16 protein-coding genes, 1 tRNA gene and 1 pseudogene are annotated in these 16020 nt (G+C 60.0%); 9 read left to right on the forward strand and 9 right to left on the reverse strand.

What is annotated here, in order from left to right; genetic code table 11:
* Position 1: 1 nt before the first annotated feature.
* Complete coding sequence (locus WJT74_RS07820) at positions 2–1123, forward strand: acyl-CoA dehydrogenase family protein (protein ID WP_343343426.1); 1122 nt, start codon at positions 2–4, stop codon at positions 1121–1123.
* Here WJT74_RS07820 and WJT74_RS07825 read toward each other — a convergent pair.
* On the reverse strand, positions 1120–1497 hold the full coding sequence (locus WJT74_RS07825) for a PaaI family thioesterase (protein ID WP_343343428.1): 378 nt from the start codon (positions 1495–1497) through the stop codon (positions 1120–1122). The genes WJT74_RS07820 and WJT74_RS07825 overlap by 4 nt on opposite strands.
* A gap of 147 nt (positions 1498–1644) precedes the next feature.
* Here WJT74_RS07825 and purS point away from each other — a divergent pair, with 147 nt between their 5' ends.
* From purS to WJT74_RS07840, 3 genes are all read left to right on the forward strand, one after another.
* A complete protein-coding gene (purS, locus tag WJT74_RS07830; protein ID WP_343343431.1) occupies positions 1645–1875 on the forward strand; it encodes a phosphoribosylformylglycinamidine synthase subunit PurS in 231 nt (76 codons plus the stop codon).
* Entirely contained in the window at positions 1872–2537 is a 666-nt protein-coding gene (purQ, locus tag WJT74_RS07835; RefSeq protein ID WP_343343433.1) for a phosphoribosylformylglycinamidine synthase subunit PurQ, read from the forward strand. The genes purS and purQ overlap by 4 nt, the downstream gene beginning before the upstream one ends.
* 43 nt (positions 2538–2580) lie before the next feature.
* A tRNA-Arg gene (locus WJT74_RS07840) sits at positions 2581–2657 on the forward strand.
* Here the strand turns inward: WJT74_RS07840 and WJT74_RS12235 are convergent.
* Positions 2616–3692 carry a recombinase family protein gene (locus tag WJT74_RS12235; protein ID WP_432215238.1) on the reverse strand — a complete coding sequence of 359 codons (1077 nt, stop codon included), beginning with the start codon at positions 3690–3692 and terminating at the stop codon, positions 2616–2618. The two genes, WJT74_RS07840 and WJT74_RS12235, sit on opposite strands and share 42 nt — an antisense overlap.
* On the opposite strand from WJT74_RS12235, the gene WJT74_RS07850 reads away from it, so the two are divergent.
* Entirely contained in the window at positions 3573–3857 is a 285-nt protein-coding gene (locus tag WJT74_RS07850) for a hypothetical protein (protein ID WP_343343436.1), read from the forward strand. The genes WJT74_RS12235 and WJT74_RS07850 overlap by 120 nt on opposite strands.
* A 9-nt stretch (positions 3858–3866) precedes the next feature.
* Here WJT74_RS07850 and WJT74_RS12240 read toward each other — a convergent pair.
* From WJT74_RS12240 to WJT74_RS07865, 4 genes and pseudogenes are all read right to left on the reverse strand, one after another.
* Positions 3867–4268 (reverse strand): annotated as a pseudogene (locus tag WJT74_RS12240) (recombinase family protein); the annotation flags it as partial.
* A gap of 273 nt (positions 4269–4541) precedes the next feature.
* Positions 4542–5150 carry a hypothetical protein gene (locus WJT74_RS07855; RefSeq protein ID WP_343343438.1) on the reverse strand — a complete coding sequence of 203 codons (609 nt, stop codon included), beginning with the start codon at positions 5148–5150 and terminating at the stop codon, positions 4542–4544.
* The gene (locus WJT74_RS07860; protein ID WP_343343440.1) at positions 5150–5512 is read right to left on the reverse strand and encodes a hypothetical protein; all 363 of its coding nucleotides are present in this window, start codon (positions 5510–5512) and stop codon (positions 5150–5152) included. The genes WJT74_RS07855 and WJT74_RS07860 overlap by 1 nt, the downstream gene beginning before the upstream one ends.
* A gap of 245 nt (positions 5513–5757) precedes the next feature.
* Positions 5758–7986, reverse strand: a complete 2229-nt coding sequence (locus WJT74_RS07865) for a hypothetical protein (RefSeq protein WP_343343442.1) — start codon at positions 7984–7986, stop codon at positions 5758–5760.
* A gap of 225 nt (positions 7987–8211) precedes the next feature.
* Here WJT74_RS07865 and WJT74_RS07870 point away from each other — a divergent pair, with 225 nt between their 5' ends.
* The 4 genes from WJT74_RS07870 to WJT74_RS07885 all read left to right on the forward strand — a co-directional run bounded on the left by WJT74_RS07870 (position 8212) and on the right by WJT74_RS07885 (position 12391).
* Positions 8212–8868 (forward strand): hypothetical protein, encoded by a 657-nt coding sequence (locus WJT74_RS07870; protein WP_343343444.1) that lies wholly within the window; start codon positions 8212–8214, stop codon positions 8866–8868.
* Positions 8865–9077: a hypothetical protein gene (locus WJT74_RS07875; RefSeq protein ID WP_343343446.1), complete on the forward strand. Its 213-nt coding sequence runs from the start codon at positions 8865–8867 to the stop codon at positions 9075–9077. The genes WJT74_RS07870 and WJT74_RS07875 overlap by 4 nt, the downstream gene beginning before the upstream one ends.
* A complete protein-coding gene (locus WJT74_RS07880) occupies positions 9074–10582 on the forward strand; it encodes a hypothetical protein (RefSeq protein ID WP_343343448.1) in 1509 nt (502 codons plus the stop codon). Before WJT74_RS07875 ends, WJT74_RS07880 begins: the two co-directional genes overlap by 4 nt.
* A 330-nt stretch (positions 10583–10912) precedes the next feature.
* Positions 10913–12391 carry an Eco57I restriction-modification methylase domain-containing protein gene (locus tag WJT74_RS07885; protein ID WP_343343450.1) on the forward strand — a complete coding sequence of 493 codons (1479 nt, stop codon included), beginning with the start codon at positions 10913–10915 and terminating at the stop codon, positions 12389–12391.
* On the opposite strand, the gene WJT74_RS07890 is transcribed toward WJT74_RS07885, so the two are convergent.
* The 3 genes from WJT74_RS07890 to WJT74_RS07900 form a co-directional block, all read right to left on the reverse strand.
* Positions 12388–13341 (reverse strand): BsuBI/PstI family type II restriction endonuclease, encoded by a 954-nt coding sequence (locus WJT74_RS07890; protein ID WP_343343451.1) that lies wholly within the window; start codon positions 13339–13341, stop codon positions 12388–12390. The two genes, WJT74_RS07885 and WJT74_RS07890, sit on opposite strands and share 4 nt — an antisense overlap.
* A 94-nt stretch (positions 13342–13435) precedes the next feature.
* Positions 13436–13936: a hypothetical protein gene (locus WJT74_RS07895; RefSeq protein ID WP_343343453.1), complete on the reverse strand. Its 501-nt coding sequence runs from the start codon at positions 13934–13936 to the stop codon at positions 13436–13438.
* A 5-nt stretch (positions 13937–13941) separates the two neighbouring features.
* Positions 13942–15864 (reverse strand): ATP-dependent helicase, encoded by a 1923-nt coding sequence (locus WJT74_RS07900; RefSeq protein ID WP_343343455.1) that lies wholly within the window; start codon positions 15862–15864, stop codon positions 13942–13944.
* Positions 15865–16020: the final 156 nt, after the last annotated feature.

The following is a 16020-nucleotide window of genomic DNA, read 5'->3' on the forward strand; positions in this document are numbered from 1 at the left end:
CATGCTGAAGTTGAACGACGACCAGATCATGCTCCAGGACACGGTCCGCCCCTTCATGGCGGACGACGGGGCGATCGGAAAACAGCTTCGCCACTGGCGCGATAAGGATTGCAAGGACGGCTTCGGGCATGTCCTTTGGAAACAGTTCGCCGAACTCGGACTGACCGGTATCCTCATTCCCGAAGATCAGGGCGGTAGCGGCCTCGGCCAGGTCGAGGCCAATGTCGTGCTCGAGGAAGTAGGGCGAAATCTCACCCCCTCCCCCTTCCTCACGACCGCCGTAGCGGCGGTCCGCGCGCTGGAAGGCACCGCCCACGCCGACGCGCATTTCCCCGGCATCCTGTCCGGCGACACCGTCGCCGCGCTCGCCATCGACGAAGGCGTACATCATGACCCGGCGGCCATCGCCCTCGAAGCGAAGCGTTCGGGCAACGGCTTCAGCCTGTCGGGCGCCAAGCAGTTCGTGGTGCATGGCGCCAGCGCCGACCTCATCCTCATCGCCGCCCGCACCGCCGGCAGCGTGGGGGAGGAAGACGGCATCACGCTCTTCGCCGTCGCCCCCGACGCCAAGGGCCTCGATATCGAAAACCTCGAAATGACCGATCATAGCAAGGCCGCCCGGCTCACTCTCGACGGGGTCGAAGTCGATGCCGATGCGGTGGTGGGCGAGGTCGACGGCGGTTTTTCCGTCCTCGAACGCGCTCTCTCGGCCGGGCGCGCAGGTGCCGCTTCCGAACTGACGGGCGTGGCCGCGGGTGCCTTCGCCATGACCAACGACTATCTGAAACAGCGCAAGCAGTTCGGACAGGAAATCGGTCGCTTCCAGGCGCTCCAGCATCGCGCCGCGCACCTGTGGGGCGAGGTCGAGATCGCCCGCGCCGTCACGCTCAAGGCCGCGCAGCTGATGGACGAGGAATCGGATCGCGCTTCGCTGTTCGTGTCGGTCGCCAAGGCCAAGGCGGGCAGCGTCTCGCGCCTCGCGGTGCAGGAAGCCATCCAGATGCACGGCGGCATCGGCATGACCGACGAACATGACATCGGATTCTACATGAAGCGGCAGGCGGTCGTCGACGAACTGTTCGGAAGCCCCAACTTCCATGCCCTTCGCGTGGCGGGCCGCTAGCGCTCCAGAAGGAACGTCATCCGCGCGCTCGCGATCGGCTCCTCGCGCCGGTCCTGCCATGCGAAAGCATCGACATTGGCAATCCGCCTTCCGAGCCGTTCGATCACCGCGTCGGCGACCGTGTCCCGCGCCCGCCCGCCGCGCATGAAATCGGTCGTCACCGTTACCGGCTTGATGCGCACCGCCTCGTCTTCCAGCCGCTGCCGCAACGTCCCGAAAGCGGCGAACTCCAGCAGCGCGGCGATGGTCCCGCCGTGGAGATAGCCGGGTCGACCCGTCACATCCTCGTGGAACGGCATGGTGAACACCAACCGCCCGTCCTCGATTCTCGCCGACAGGCGCAGCAATTCGGCATAGGGCGGCAGGTCCAGCATCGCGCCCGCCTAGCGCATGGTGCGCCGCGCTGTCAGCCCTTTCCGCCAGCCCCGCGCACCGCGCGGAGAAGATGCGGCAGGAAACTTGCTCCGCGCACGGGCTTCGTATAGCGGACGGCGCATCAATTCCGATCCGAAGGCAGCGCCATGAAAGCACGCGTCACCATCACCCTGAAACCCGGCGTTCTCGACCCGCAGGGCAAGGCGGTGCATCATGCGCTCGGCGGTCTGGGGTTCGAGGGCGTCGAAGACGTTCGCGTCGGCAAGGTCATCATGCTCGACCTCGCCGACGGCACGGACGAGGATCGCATCGCGGCGATGTGCGAACAGCTGCTCGCCAATACGGTCATCGAGAATTACGCGATTGAGATCCTATGAAATCGGCGCTGATCGTCTTTCCCGGTTCCAACTGCGATCGCGATCTCGAGGTCGCCTTCGCACAGGCGACGGGCACGCCGCCGACGCGAGTGTGGCACCGCGAGACCTCGCTTCCCGACGGCGTCGATCTGATCGGGCTTCCGGGCGGCTTTTCCTACGGCGACTATCTTCGCTCGGGCGCGATGGCGGCGCGTAGCCCCATCATGCGCGCGGTCGCCGAAGCGGCGGATCGCGGCGTCCCGACCATCGGCATCTGCAACGGCTTCCAACTTCTCACCGAAGCCCAGCTCCTTCCGGGCGCGCTGATGCGCAACGCCGGGCTTCACTTCATCTGCCGGACCGCCGAACTGACCGTCGAGAACGTCGCGACTCCCTTCACGCGCGGTTATGCCGAGGGTGAACGGATCCGCATCCCGGTCGCGCACCACGACGGCAACTATCAGGCCGACGAAGCGACGCTCGACCGCATCGAAGGCGATGGTCGCGTCGCCTTTCGCTACGCCGACAATGTCAATGGCTCGGCGCGCAGCATCGCGGGGATCGTCAACGCCAACGGCAACGTGCTCGGCATGATGCCCCACCCCGAACGCGCCTTCGAAGCCGCGCACGGAAACACCGACGGCAGACGCCTGTTCGAAGGGCTGCTCGAAACCGTCGGCTAATCCTCGCCACCACGGACCAATTCGGTTATCGGCAACTCCCAACGCGTCCGTAGCTCAGTTGGATAGAGCGCGGGACTTCTAATCCTGAGGTCGAAGGTTCGAATCCTTCCGGGCGCGCCATTTACGTTCGAAGGTGGGCACTGTGCCTTTTTGCATGGTGCCCACCCGACCGACGCCACGGGCGATATCGTTCGTGCCTCCTTTAATCCTTATAATGTTCGAGCCCACTTCGACGCGTTCGACGATCATTCGTGCATAGGCTTGTCGCATGGCAGGGTCGTCACCCCGCAGCTTGTCCCGAAGCAGCTCGGCGAATTGCTCAATCCGTTCACGAGTGACTCTTCGGTCCGAACTGGCCAGTTGCCGTTCCAGCAGCACGATGTCTGTCTTCACTTGAGCGAGTTGGGACGAGAGATCGCCATGCTTTTTCGCAAAGATGGCGTCGCTCGATGAAAAATGACCGTCGGCCACAAGATCGAGCAACCGCTCGAGGCCAGCTTCAAGGTGGGTTTTGCGAGCGCGCAGCGACTTCAAGGTTTCGCGCCGGTCGGAGATGGCTTTATCGGAGTGGTCGAGCCATCCCGCAAGAAGAGCCCTCAAGCGGTCGGGCTGGAGAAGCCGAGCCTCGATTGCGTCGAGAACCGCTTCATCCAATTTAGGCATCGAAATGCGGTTGCCCTTGCATGCCGTTCCGCCAGCACGGGCCCTGTTTGAACAAGCGTAATATCGATATCGACCGCCTTTGCCGGTCGATAAGGTCATGCCGCCGCCGCAGCCGTCGCCCTCACACCCGCACTTCGCCAGTCCGATGAGAAGATTGCTGGTCGTTGTGACTCGCGCCGGGGTCATTGCGGGTCGTTGTTGGAAAAGGCGCGCCTGAACCGTTTGAAAGTCCTCTTCCGATACGATCGGTGGAACCGGGATTGGGATCCACTCCTCCTTGGGTCGTGTCACACCCAGCTTGGAATCGCGCTTATTGTAGAAGGCGACTCCAACGTAGGCCGTATTCCGCAGTATCTTCTGTACGTTCGACAAATGAAATTTCTTACCGCGATGCTTGTAGCCGTTGTCGTTAAGCCAGGCTGCGAGACGTGTGATGCCCAGCGGCAGTTCGCCGGGCGGACCGTTGAGATAGAGGCAGAAGATCTTCCGCACGATGAATGCTTCGTCTTCAAATACTTCGAGCTTCTTCTTGATCTTGCTGCCGCGCTTTTCCGCCTCGTATGTTCGATATCCAAGCGGCGGGGTCTGTCCGTTCCAGAAGCCCAGCTCGGCGTTCTTCAGCATCGCTCGTTGCGTATGCTTCGCCGTTTCGAGTGACTGGTATTCGTCAAACAGGGCGAGCATTCCCATCGCGAGGTCCGACGCTTCGTCGTCACCGAATTCCTGCGTGATCGAGACGATTCGCACCTGTGCGCGGCGAAGCTCCGCTCGATACTGCATAAAGTGAACCGCGTTGCGAAACATCCGCGATAGCGAATATGCGACAATGATATCGTAGGGCTTCTCGTCGGAAGTCGCCGCCACGATCATCCGCTGGAATTCGGGACGATTGTCATCGGTCGCCGACGCACCCGCATCGATCCTCGTTGCCACGAGTTCAGCGTTGTTCGCCTCGCACCACTTTTCCACACGTGCGATCTGATCCGGGATGGACAGGTCGTTATCTGCCTGCCGTCCCGTCGATACGCGTGCGTAGGCGCAAACCTTCGGGCGGGTATCACCACTCATTCTCGTTTCCTCTCGAACAGTTCATGCAATTCTCTTCCCAGAAGTCTGTCGACGAGCTCTAATTCAGCGGCTCCACAGGCAAAGCTTTCGGGAAGCAGGTCGACCACGCGCCGACCGCCACAATCTCCTTTCGTTTCTCCATCCCGATTGCTCATGCGGAGCTTGTCGCACGATTCGGGGAGTCCAGTTTCCAACCTATCCCCTGGAGGGTTCAACCTCTTGGAATGGTGAGAATTTCGTGCGTCACGCCAAGGCTTGGACGCGACAGTTTGGTCAAGTCGATTGGCTCAGGTGTTCCGACCAATGGCTATCGACCAAGTCCCTACCCTCGTCGGCAAGGAGCGGTCGAAGGAACTTCCCGAAGCCTGACGGCAGGAGTTGCCGTGCGAGCAACATGAGGTGAACATGAGGTACGCCCGGGCGCGAGGCCCGAGCCGGCACGTGCATGACAGCAATCGCCGGTGCGCCATATGTTCTCACGAGTGTCATCCCGAATGCGCGTCCTGTCTCCCATGCGCTATGAAGTTGGATGGGATCGCCTGGCTCGTCGACTTCCGGGAACCGCAAGGTCACGATGATGACGAGATCCTTGACCTCCCCGAAGCTCTGGTCGTCGTAGGCTTCGACGAGGCGCCGCGCCGTATCAAAATCGTCACTCGCCCCAACCGGCAGCAGGACGTCGTGCCGATAGCATGAAGGCAAGGGCCACGGTGCTGCCCAGTCTTTCGGTGCCGACACCGGGAAGAGGCGCTTCGCGACGAACCGCGTGGCGTTGAGGCCATTCGTGCCTTCGGCTCTTGCGACTCCGAACGACAGATTGGGGTGCGCGCCCATTACAGGATCGTAGTCTAGGCCCGGCGGCGCCTTGATCATACGAGCCATCAGGCGACCTTTCGCCCGAAGGTCAGATTGGCGATCAGCTTCGCTGCACGGCAAAGGCCATCGCTCCGCTCGTCGTCCGACGCAAACGGCGGGATGTCCGAGAGTTGCAACCCTGTGCGGTTCAGAAGAAAATGACGGCCCGGATGGCGACCGACAAGCCAGGTGCGGTGCTTTCGATCGATGAAGAGCCGGTGACGCGTTGTCGCGTCGTTGTCTGTCGAGTAGACGCTGAAGATGACGTCATCGAGCACCTCGGGGAAGAAGCCGTGATGCGCGAGAAGGACGTCGATGCCGCCTTTCGACCCAACAAATTGCATGGCTCGATCGAAGGCCGGCGGAAGACACGGCGTCGTCGCAATCACCAAGTGAATGTCGGGAAGATAGAGGGCGCCGGCGGGAAGGCCGCGCCCGATCGTGTAGCCTCGAGCCTGCTCGATCAGGCAAAGCATCAAAGAGCTCATGCGCTCGCTGACGATTGAGGGTTTGAAGAGAGGGTTATTGTTCATCGGGAAGCTCCGTGTTCGTTGATCGCTTCCCTCTGTTTTTCATTCCGAAGGAAGCTTGCTCCCTCCTTTCCATTCCATTTACGCGCCAGTGGCGCGCACCTTCACCTTCCTCTTTGCTGGTTCATCATCTCCTGTAGCCGGCGCAGCCTCTCGAAATCCTCGTCAGCCGACGATGAAGGCTCGCTCGAAGGTGGAATCGGGGGCGTTCCCTTGGTCTCCTTCGATACCTCGGTCTGACGACGTTCGGGTTCTCTCGCGAATTCTTGGCCGGCATCAGCCTCGCTATTCGCCGGCCCGGCATTTTTTAGCTCAGCATCGGCCCGCCGTGGCGTTGACAGCGATTCTTTAGGCTGCTCTTCCGATTGCGGAGCCGAACTTTCTACCTGCTTGGTGGCTGACGCGGGACGGTCATTCTCTCCCATGGGATTTGATCGCACGTCGACGCTGCCCATCGGTCTCGGACGTGCCCTCATCATTTGAGTCTTGCCGGGTGCCGTCGATGTGGTCGCGTCAGGATCCGACGAACCAGCGGACCTGACTCGCAAATGCGCGCGAAGGCGCTGTTGTCGATCTCTCATGTCGAGGTCGACAGGCTGAGCGGCTCCGACCGGTTCTATCGTCGGAGCGGGCCTTGGCGAGGCAAAATTCTCCGACAGCGCCGATGGAGGGTTTTGGACCTCGTCGAGCATCTTGGCGGTAACCGTCGATCGGACCGGCCTCCGGCGGCTTGCTGCGACTGAAGAGGAATAGAGGTCTAGAACTTCCCGACTGCGCGATTGGGCAACCTCCAGCCGTCCAAGGGCCTCTGCTATCGAGGATCTTACTCGTTCCTTGATAGCATTCAGACGCACCTTCAGCATGGAATTAGCGGTGTCTACGGGGTTACCCTGATCTCCGCTGCGCGGAGATGTCGCCGATGCACCAGCTCGCATTCGATCTTCGAATGACGTCAATCTCGCCGAGAGGTGTTGGAGGAGGGCTTCGACCCTGACCCGGCGTGTCGTCAGGCGACCTTCAGGACCGAAGGGGCGCGCATTCTCCGATCGGACCTCGTCCTTCATTTTTAAGAGGCTGGAGAGTGTCCTAGCCGACGCTACACTTAGACGTCGTCTGAGCTCCGATGAACGGATCGATCGCTCCATTCCCGCCAGTTTGTTCGAAAGATGCTCTTGGCACGAGTTCAATCGGGCATGTGAAGCGCTGGTTGCTCGGTCTTCGGTCGTGGCTACGAGCGTCAAGCGATCATGTAATGTTCGCGATATTGCTTCGATGCGCGGGTGAAGCCTCTGCAGGCTATCTCGCATGTCCGCCACAAGTGATCGGAACCGATTCAAAAGCGCTAATCGGGTTTCATTGGCTTTGAGGCGCCGCATCGCCCAGGTTTTGATTTGACCATTCTTTGGCGGCGGGGACGGCATCCCTCGGGCGCGGTTGCTGAGCGGCGTGTAGGTCTTGGCAATCCGAGCGCGACGCAGATGCTCGTTGATCGTCGCCACCACCGCCCCGCGTCGACTGCGAATGCCGTCGGGGCAATTGATGTCGGCTTCCTTGGCCAGTCCGAACGACCATTCGAACGGTTCGAGGCGCTTCGCTGGTCGCAATGAGTAGATGAGGTGGCAATGATAGTTCCGCTGATCGCCTCCACGATCGGGCGTATGTAGCGCGGCAACCAATGGAAGCCCGCGCTCGCGAAAGAAGCCGCAGATCGCATCGACCGTTTCGCGCCGCTGCTGCGCGGTCATCTCGTAGGGAAGCGAGATGATTTCCGTACAGTAGACATTGGCATTCTTGCGATCGTGGCGTTCGACGTCTTCCAGTAAGCGGAAAAAAGCGACCAACTCGCTGCGGTCGTCGGCGATGTTCGACCACCAGCCGCGCTCTTCTTCTTCCAATGCGTCTTCGCGTGTGATGTAGCGGGCTGCGCGGACGGCCTCTCCCGAACGCCAAATCCGTTTGCCGCGCGCGCCAAGGCCCCTGGCGACGAAACTGAAATGCAGCGAGAACTTTCCATCGGGACCGCGAGCGACGCTGGTTCCGACTGATCCTTCGAGGATCCCTTTGATGCGATGGTAGAGCTTCTTTGCTGTTTGCCGGCCGAGCCGTGGCCGATGGTTTTCGGGAACCCTAATCCGAATGCCATGTCGGCGAAGCCGTTGCAGCTCCCGCTCGTCCTGACGGATGCGGCGTCGATGTAGCCGATCCCGTGTAGCGTCGTCCCGGGCGGCAGCCCGACTCGCCATCGTATCGCGATAGCGAGCCGAGCGGACGGCCTGGAGAGCGTCTGCCAAAGCCGCATTTCGTGATTTCAATGATTGGGACTCAAGCTGCATTCTTCGACCTGTTCTGCTTCTCGGGGGGGGGGTGGGTTGGTGGTGCTCGGGTCGCTTCGCGAACGAGAAACACTTTATTGCGCACCACCCCCCTCTCACTTCCGACCTATCCCTACCCGCCCCTCGAACTTGCGACTTCCAACCTATCCCCTGAACCGAGGGGGATTCGTGGCGTGGGGGATAGGTTGGAATAGGGACCGGGGAAGATGGATTATCCATTCCCTCATGACGAACGAATCGAACGAGCTGAACCCGGTCGCCGACGTGCTGAAGCGACTTGGTGAATCGCAAAGACTGATGGAAGGAGACATCGAGATAGTACGCGAGGGCATCTCCGAGCTACGCCGGCTATCGCAAGCCGCGTCCCATCGCCGAGGCGGAGCAGGATCGCGCGATGCGAAGAAATACGAGCTTGGTTCGGTGCTCTGGTTGCACGGTCTCGGCGACCTCGACGCGCAGACCCTGACCGGCTTGCTCGCGCATCCCGCACTGCTGTTGAGATGGCTCGGTCAGGAACTGATACGCGACGAGAGCGCTCCGGTCGTCGTGCTGGTGGCACGGCTTCTGTCGCAGCCCGGCAGGGCCGCATTCCTCAAGCAGTGGGGCCGGATCCTCGAGTGGCGGTACCGAAAGCCGCTCTACGACGCGACCGTGTCCTCTTTCTTGGAAAGCGGCCGAACCGGTCCGGATGAGGCATGGCGAAGCCGCGACATTAAGATCGAACAACAGGCCCTTATGGATACGCTAGCAGATTTACTCGAGATCGACGACCCTCAACTCAAGACGAGAGGCGAAGCTTTCGACTGGATCTATAAGTACGGCGGCAATCCGACTTATTGGCGCGAGCCACCCATTCCCGATGTTGGGGGGGGCGAGCAATGACCCAGGGACCCACGATAGATGATACTTTTGTGCGCTTCGAAAAAGTCGAACGGCAGTTGGAGAAGAAATTACAGGAGGCAGAGAAAGAGCAGGCTGAAGGTCGAACCGGTCTGCAGGCCATCATGGACGCTCAGGCGCTTTCACGCGAACTTAACTCGATCGGGATGACATTAACGCTCATGATCGATGAAGCGAGGAAAGCGTTGTGAAGGGAAAGGCGGTGTACGGGAACAAGAAGGAGAAGAAGAAGCAAAAGCGTACCCTTCGCGACCAAGAGACCAGAAAACTCCATAAAGAGGCTAATAAGAAAAGAGGATTCCGCGACGCAAGTTTTGAGTCTCTGATCGACCCATTGGTGTCCGGTCTTGAGAGGAATGGTCGGAACTTCGACGCGGCAGCTTTTTACCAATGGAAGCTTCATCAAATCCTATACGCGGACACGCCACCGGGTGAGTATGCGATGCGACTGTTCGACCCTTCGATCAAGAGCGTTCATGTTCTTGCTTTTGGATTGCTGACTCATCGGCTCGACACGATCCCGGACGAGCTTATTCCGCAGCAAGGAGATCTCGAAACGGACCTCCGGATTTTATGCGAACGAATGATCACGCGCAATCGAGACGAGGGCCTGATCGAAAGGACTATCGAGGGCTGGGGCGGAAAATTATGGACTGAAACTGAGATGGAGAACCATGTCGATCAATTGATCGACATTTTGCGTGTAGATCGACGACTGTATTTGTCGATCGTTTCCGGGCGGCATTGGGAGGTCGTGGAGGCCTTGGCGCACGACGAAATCCCCAAGGCATTATCTCCAGAAGCAATCAAGCGTATCTTGTTCCGCCAAGGTCACCTCTGGTGCGCGCACGATGTCCAGCTGGTGGTTGCTCGGAACCGCTTCTACGAGAAATTCCTAGTGGAAGGTGTGGTCCAACACGACAAAGAGGTTTTGCGTGTGAAGACCTATGTTGACGCCTTCAAAGAGGCTTTTTCGCAGCTCGAAAGGTTCTGCGCCATTCAGAATTTTGAGGGTTCAGAAAGAAAGGCCGCGGAAGAAAAGTTCCTCGACAGTTTGGGAAAGTCCAAGCTCAAAGAACTCAAATCTTCGCTGGAGACGAGCGTTGCATCGACGTCGTTAGCCGATGACGCCGCGGTTTTTGTCAGGCTCGAAGAGATTGAACGCGAAATCGCTTCCCGCGTCGACAATCCGACATCGGAGCTTATGAAGATTCTGAGCGGCCAGACTGATCCCAATTCATTAACTACGACCTTTCACAAAAAGTTTTTCGGTTTCACGAACCTGAAAGCAACCGCGCTATGCGTGATGCGACTTCTGCAATTCGAGGTCGAAGGTGCGGGCATGATCGATTCGGCAGTTGAAGCAGCTCGAAAGGAAGGTACGCCTGTATTTGCGCCGATGGGGCGATTTTCAGACGGTGAGCAATTCTCTCAGAAAGGAAATCGCGCTGGGTCATCTCTGAAAGATCGTTTTACGGCACTCTTATGGGAAGTGCGACGGGTTCTGCTTGAAGATATCAACGAAAGTGGGGATGAGCCCATCAAGAAATCGTACGAGGAATTTAAGGCAGCGATCGAAAATATTCGCGCATGCGAAAAAAAAGATGCGAAGGCCACCAAGTTTTATCGGGACGAGATACTCATGATCGACGTTCTTCCTGACCGAAGGTTCAAAAGACTCGAGCATTTGTTGTGATTTTGCCAAGTGTCTCAAGGGGCGCGCCCTCATCATAAGCTGCGCGCATGGTGCTGCGTAGAAACAGATTTTCCGCTTTCCACCCGTCATAGGCCAAAACTCAGCAACGAAAAACGCGCTGATGCCCAAAGGTCTGAACTTAGCTCTCGATACCAAAGCCAGCCACCCTAGCCTAGCGCCCGTTTCCGGCGCCGCTCTCTTTCTATGCTTCGGCTAAAGCCCCCATCCGCATGGCTGAAGTCGGAAGCAACCAAGCCCTCAGGCGAATGGTTCCTCTTTAGCTTTGTGACGCTCTAGGCTAGTCATTCGAGCTGCGCGAAGGGGAAAGCCATGCCGCGAGCCGCCATCATGTCGACCACCCATTCCATCACATCCCGAGCGGACAAGGTCCGGCGCGAGATTTCCCCGAGGCTGGACAGCAAACGCCGATCCGAGCTCGGACAATTTCTGACCCCGGAGCCTGTGGCGGTCGATATGGCGGCGATGTTCGGGGATTTGCCTGAGGAAGTCCGCCTCCTCGACGCTGGCGCTGGCGTGGGCTCCCTGACTGCCGCATTCGTTACCGAAGCCTTGTCCCGGGAGGGGCAGGCCCGGTCGATTTCGGTGACGGCTTTCGAGGTCGATCCGGCCCTGACCGAGCTGCTAGCGCAGACCCTCGAGGACTGTCGGGCGGCTTGCGAGAAAGCGGGGGTCCGATTCGCATCTCGCATTGTGGAGGGCGATTACATCCTGCACTCTGCTGAGCCGCTCCTTGAGGCGTTCGAAAACTTCAACTGCGCAATTTTGAATCCGCCCTATGCCAAGATCAACAGTGCCTCTCGCTGGCGTCTCGCCTTGCGGTCGCAGGGCATCGAGACCGTGAACCTCTACTCCGCTTTCGTCGCGCTCGCCCTGAACCAGCTCAGGCCTGGCGGAGAGCTCGTCGCCATTACCCCCCGCTCGTTCTGCAATGGGCCGTACTACCGACCCTTCCGGGAGCACCTGCTTGGGCTATCAAGTCTCGAGCGGTTGTATGTGTTTGAGTCGCGCAAGAAGGCCTTCAAGGACGATGCCGTCCTGCAAGAGAACTTGATTCTCCATCTGCGCCGCGGCGTGCCGCAGTCCTCGACCGTCCGGCTCGAGACTGATGGAGGAGACGCGCGGGAGGTTCCCATCGAGCAGGTCGTGCGACCCGGCGATAAGCACCGCTTTATCCGGCTGACGCTCTCGAGCGAGGACGCGGCGCTGGCGGAGCGGGTGCAGGCGTTGCCCTGTACGCTGGCCGACCTCGACTTGCAGGTCTCGACCGGCCGCGTTGTCGATTTCCGAAGGCGTGAGGAGCTGCGCAAGGACGCGGGCGAGGGCACCGCCCCGCTGATCTATTCGTCGCATCTCCGGCACGGGGTTGTCCGCTGGCCTATCCCCGATTTTAAGAAGAGCAACGCCATTGCCATAACGCAGCGCGTGGAGCGGGAGCTCGTCCCGCCCGGCCGGTATATTCTCGCCAAGCGCTTCTCCTCGAAGGAGGAGAAACGGCGGCTCGTCGTCTCGGTCTACGATGCGGAAGTCCCGGCGGCCTTCGACAACAAGCTGAATTTCTTCCATCGGAACGGGTCCGGGTTGCCGGACGAGATCGCCTTGGGCCTAGCCGCATTCCTGAATTCGACTGCCGTTGACGATTACTTCCGGCTGTTTTCAGGCCACACGCAGGTGAATGCAACGGACCTCCGCAATCTGCATTTCCCCTCGCTCGAGGACCTCGAGCGCCTCGGCCGCGCTGCCCCCGTTGGGCAGGAGGCCATAGATGCGGCAGTCGAGGCCATCCTCTAGGCCTTGAGCAAGAGCTGCTTTGAGGGGTCCTCACGTATCCAGATGTAGGTCTCGACCGCGATGTTGCGCTGCTTCCCCTGCCGAGCGGCCGTCTCCCGCCACGTCCGATAGGCGGTGGTGAAGCCTACTCCGGCCTTGCCGCAGCGCTGCGCGAATGCCTGCATCCCCCTTACCTTGTGAGCATCGACCTCCCCATCGCTAGTGACGGCTTCGATTACCCAAAGCCAATCGGTCTCCGGATGCCAAAGGAGAATGTCCGGCATCGGGTCCGCCAACGTGAGCTCGGCTCCGGCGGCCTGCATCTTGGCGCGCTCCTCGTCGCTTATCCGGTCCCCGTCGCTGTCGTCCACGTAAAGGACCTCGTACCCTTCGAGGAAGCGCGGGGCGTAGTGTTCGACACAGTCGTTAATGAGCGCCGCGTGTCCGGTGTCCGAGGCCTTCTTCGCTGCCTCGGCCATCTTGGCCTGAAAGGCGAGGCGCTCGCGGGCCGCGTCCTGCGCAGACCAAGCCTCGAGTTTCTCTTGCCACTCCCCGTGCGGTGCCGTGAGGATTTCCTGGAAGGCCTCCTCGAGGCGGTAGGACGAGTTGGGGCTCTTCGCCTTGGTGTGACCGGGGACAAATTCGCCGTCCTTGAGCGTGACGGCTTCGATACCCCCGAGATCGCGTAGCGGCTTGATCCAGTAGTCGCGGCCCTCCCGGTCGAGCTTTAGCGCGCCGCGTTGGAGGATGCCGATATGGCAGGCGAGATGCGCGGTCGATGCGCCGTCCGCGATGGTCGAACCCTTTGGTGCCTTCGAGAACCAGCTCGAGGTCTCGTTATCGAGGAGGGCGAACACCGCATCGACAAGGTCGTTGTTGCCGTGGAGGTCTATCTGGGCGAGGACTTGCCGTATCTTGTCCTTCGATACGCCTTGATGCTCGTCCGGCACTCCCCGGCCGTCCGCTTGCATCCTATATTCCCTGAGTTTCCGAACGTCCCCCTCGAGCGCCATCCCATTCCTCGCATTGCGTTTTTCGACGCAATGGGAATGGCACACGGAGAGTTCAGTTGCCAGCGCTGGGGCGCTTGCTATCCGCGCCGTGGCGTAGCACCGTTGTGATAGTCGTGGTCAGCTTGCCCGCGGCTCGCCATGCCTCGAAGCACTCGCCGTGGAGACGTTCGAGGTCCGCGATCATCACCTTGCGGCCGTCCTCAGTCTGAATCTTGAAATTGTGCCTCTCGAAGAAGCCGTGCATTAGCTGATTTCTTGCCCTTAGTGCGGAAGCGAAACCCTCCTCCAAGTCGCCTTCGATAGTGATGTACCGCTTGAGATCGTTTAACAGCCGCCCGAGCGTGCTCCGGTCAATATTGTCGAGAACCTCTCGAGCAGCGACTCCGTCTGGCCAGACGTGCCAATCGTTCTCCAATCCTGAGAGGCCCAGAAGCAAGGTGCCCAATTCGGTCTCGAAGAGTTGAGCCGCCTCCGCTGCGATGCCGTATTTTGCGTACAGCTCATGCCGGTTCGCCATGCCTTCGTATTCAACTTCGAGCTGCGAACCGCTCATCGCCGCTATCCCTTGACCGGCGAGGGCGCCGCAGCACCAAGCTCGCCAATGAATCGACTTGGCAGTAGGTTCGCCAGCGCTCCTGATTGCGTTTTGAAGGCCACATTCGCGCCGTAAGCGTCCTTCGCCGGCATCTGTTGGGCGTATGTGATGAACAAGCTTCCCGGCCGGTCATTGTCGGGGTCTGCCTTCACCCGGGTGACGCCAACATAAAATAGACGCCGGGCCTCCTCGAGCGCCGCATCTTTCGCTTCCTTTGAGGGAGCGTCATCAAAGGAAGGTGGGAGGATTCCCTCCACGCAACCTGCAATGAACACGTATGGCGAGCTGAGCCCCTTGCTCTTGTGAAGGCTCATGAGCCGGACCTCTTCGACCGTGGGCGGAATGTCCGGCTGGGTAATCTCCCTCATCATGGCGGAGAGAAGGTCCTCGGGCGTCTCGGCCGTTTCCATCTGCGCCAGCGCGAGTTGGCGCAGTTCCGATACGTCAGGGTCCGCGTCCGGGAACAGGGCGTCAGTGAACGCTGTGAGATCGTCCTTCACCGCCTCGAGCTCGTTGAGGCCTTCCTTGATGAGCTTGAACTGCGCGATCAGCGGCTTGGTGTAGGGGATGGCGAGCGCCTCGTCCGCGAGCTTGTCCATCGCAACCCAAGGACTATCTCCGCTGGCCTCGCAATGTTGCCGCACCCGTGCGTATGGCTTGCATCGGAAATCGTCCCGGTCCCAACCAAGAAGGTAGCGCAGCGCAACCCGGTCCTCGTTGTCGAGGAATAGCTTGAACAGCGCAAAACGCATTTGCGCCGTCTGAGAATCGAGCTGGCTCTCCTCATAGTAGGACTTTGCCGGGATGCCCTCGCCTCTCAGCGCGTTCAATATCGGTTTTGTCGCCACCGCGCGTTGGACGAGGATGATTATCTCGCTCGGGTGAACCTCGTTCTGGAGAAGCTCATTCACCTTGGCTGTGATCCATGTGGCCTCGCTGTGGAGGTACGGGACTTGCACGATGGCTACCTCGCCCTCTCCCTTGTCAGGAAGAGGTGTTAGCTCGCGCGGCACGCGATTGGTGTTCACGCTGATGAGGGCATTCGCCATCTCGACCACTGTGGTTGGGCAACGGTAGCAATCTGCCATCTCGAGATCGGCGCAAGCGGGGTGGATGTCCTTCCATTCCCTGATTCCATCAGGGTGGGCACACTTGAAGCTGTAGATCGACTGGTCATCGTCGCCCACGATGCAGATTTCCGCGTCATCGCCGAGGTAGGCAATCGCTGTCTGTTCGGCCTTGTTGAGGTCCTGATACTCGTCGACAAGCAAGTGCTTGAACTCGGACCGCTCAGCCGCCGCTGGATTGCTCTTAAGGTAACGGACGAGGTACGGAATCAGCTCGCCAATCAGCATCCCGTGGTGAAACTCGAGCCACGCGAGAAGAGCGGCCTGAAACTCCTTTTCCCCGTCAGTCTTTGCGAAGCCCGGCTCGTCGCCTTGGCTCTGCGCCCAAGCAGCAGTGTAACCCTGAATCATCTTGTTTGCAGCGCGCTTGCCACCGCTCGCGTCCGCAATGTCGCTGACAAGGGCCTTCACCTCGAAGGAATTGAGCGAGCGCGGCGTCCGCCCCACGGCTTCGAGGACGTGCTTGCGCGATAGGATGCGCATGGCGAGGCTGTGAAGGGTTTGGCCTTCGAGCTCCTCGCACCCAGGAACACCGAGCTTTTGCAATTCGCGGTGTAGGTCCTCCGCCGCAACGCGGGTGAAGGTCACAGCCAGAAGCTCCTTTGGGGAAACACCTTCCTCTAGAAGCCGCGCCACCCGACGCTTCATCGCGAACGACTTGCCCGTGCCGGGACCGGCTATGACGCGCACACGTTGCTCCGGTGCTGATGCGATGCCGTATGCTACGCTTCCAGTGTCCAGTCCTTCGTCCCAAGCCATTCGAATCCCCCGGTTAAGTCGCCCACGCCTAGCAAAAGAGGAGCGGCTTTGCACCGGGTATCGCGTTACCTTGCCGGTTGCCTAGGGCCGGCCGCCCGAGGGCGGAAATACGGGAAAGTCTTGGAAATAATGGAGCGGGCGAGGCGATCCGAACGC

The organism is Sphingomicrobium sp. XHP0239 (assembly GCF_039555325.1).
GTDB lineage: Bacteria > Pseudomonadota > Alphaproteobacteria > Sphingomonadales > Sphingomonadaceae > Sphingomicrobium > Sphingomicrobium maritimum.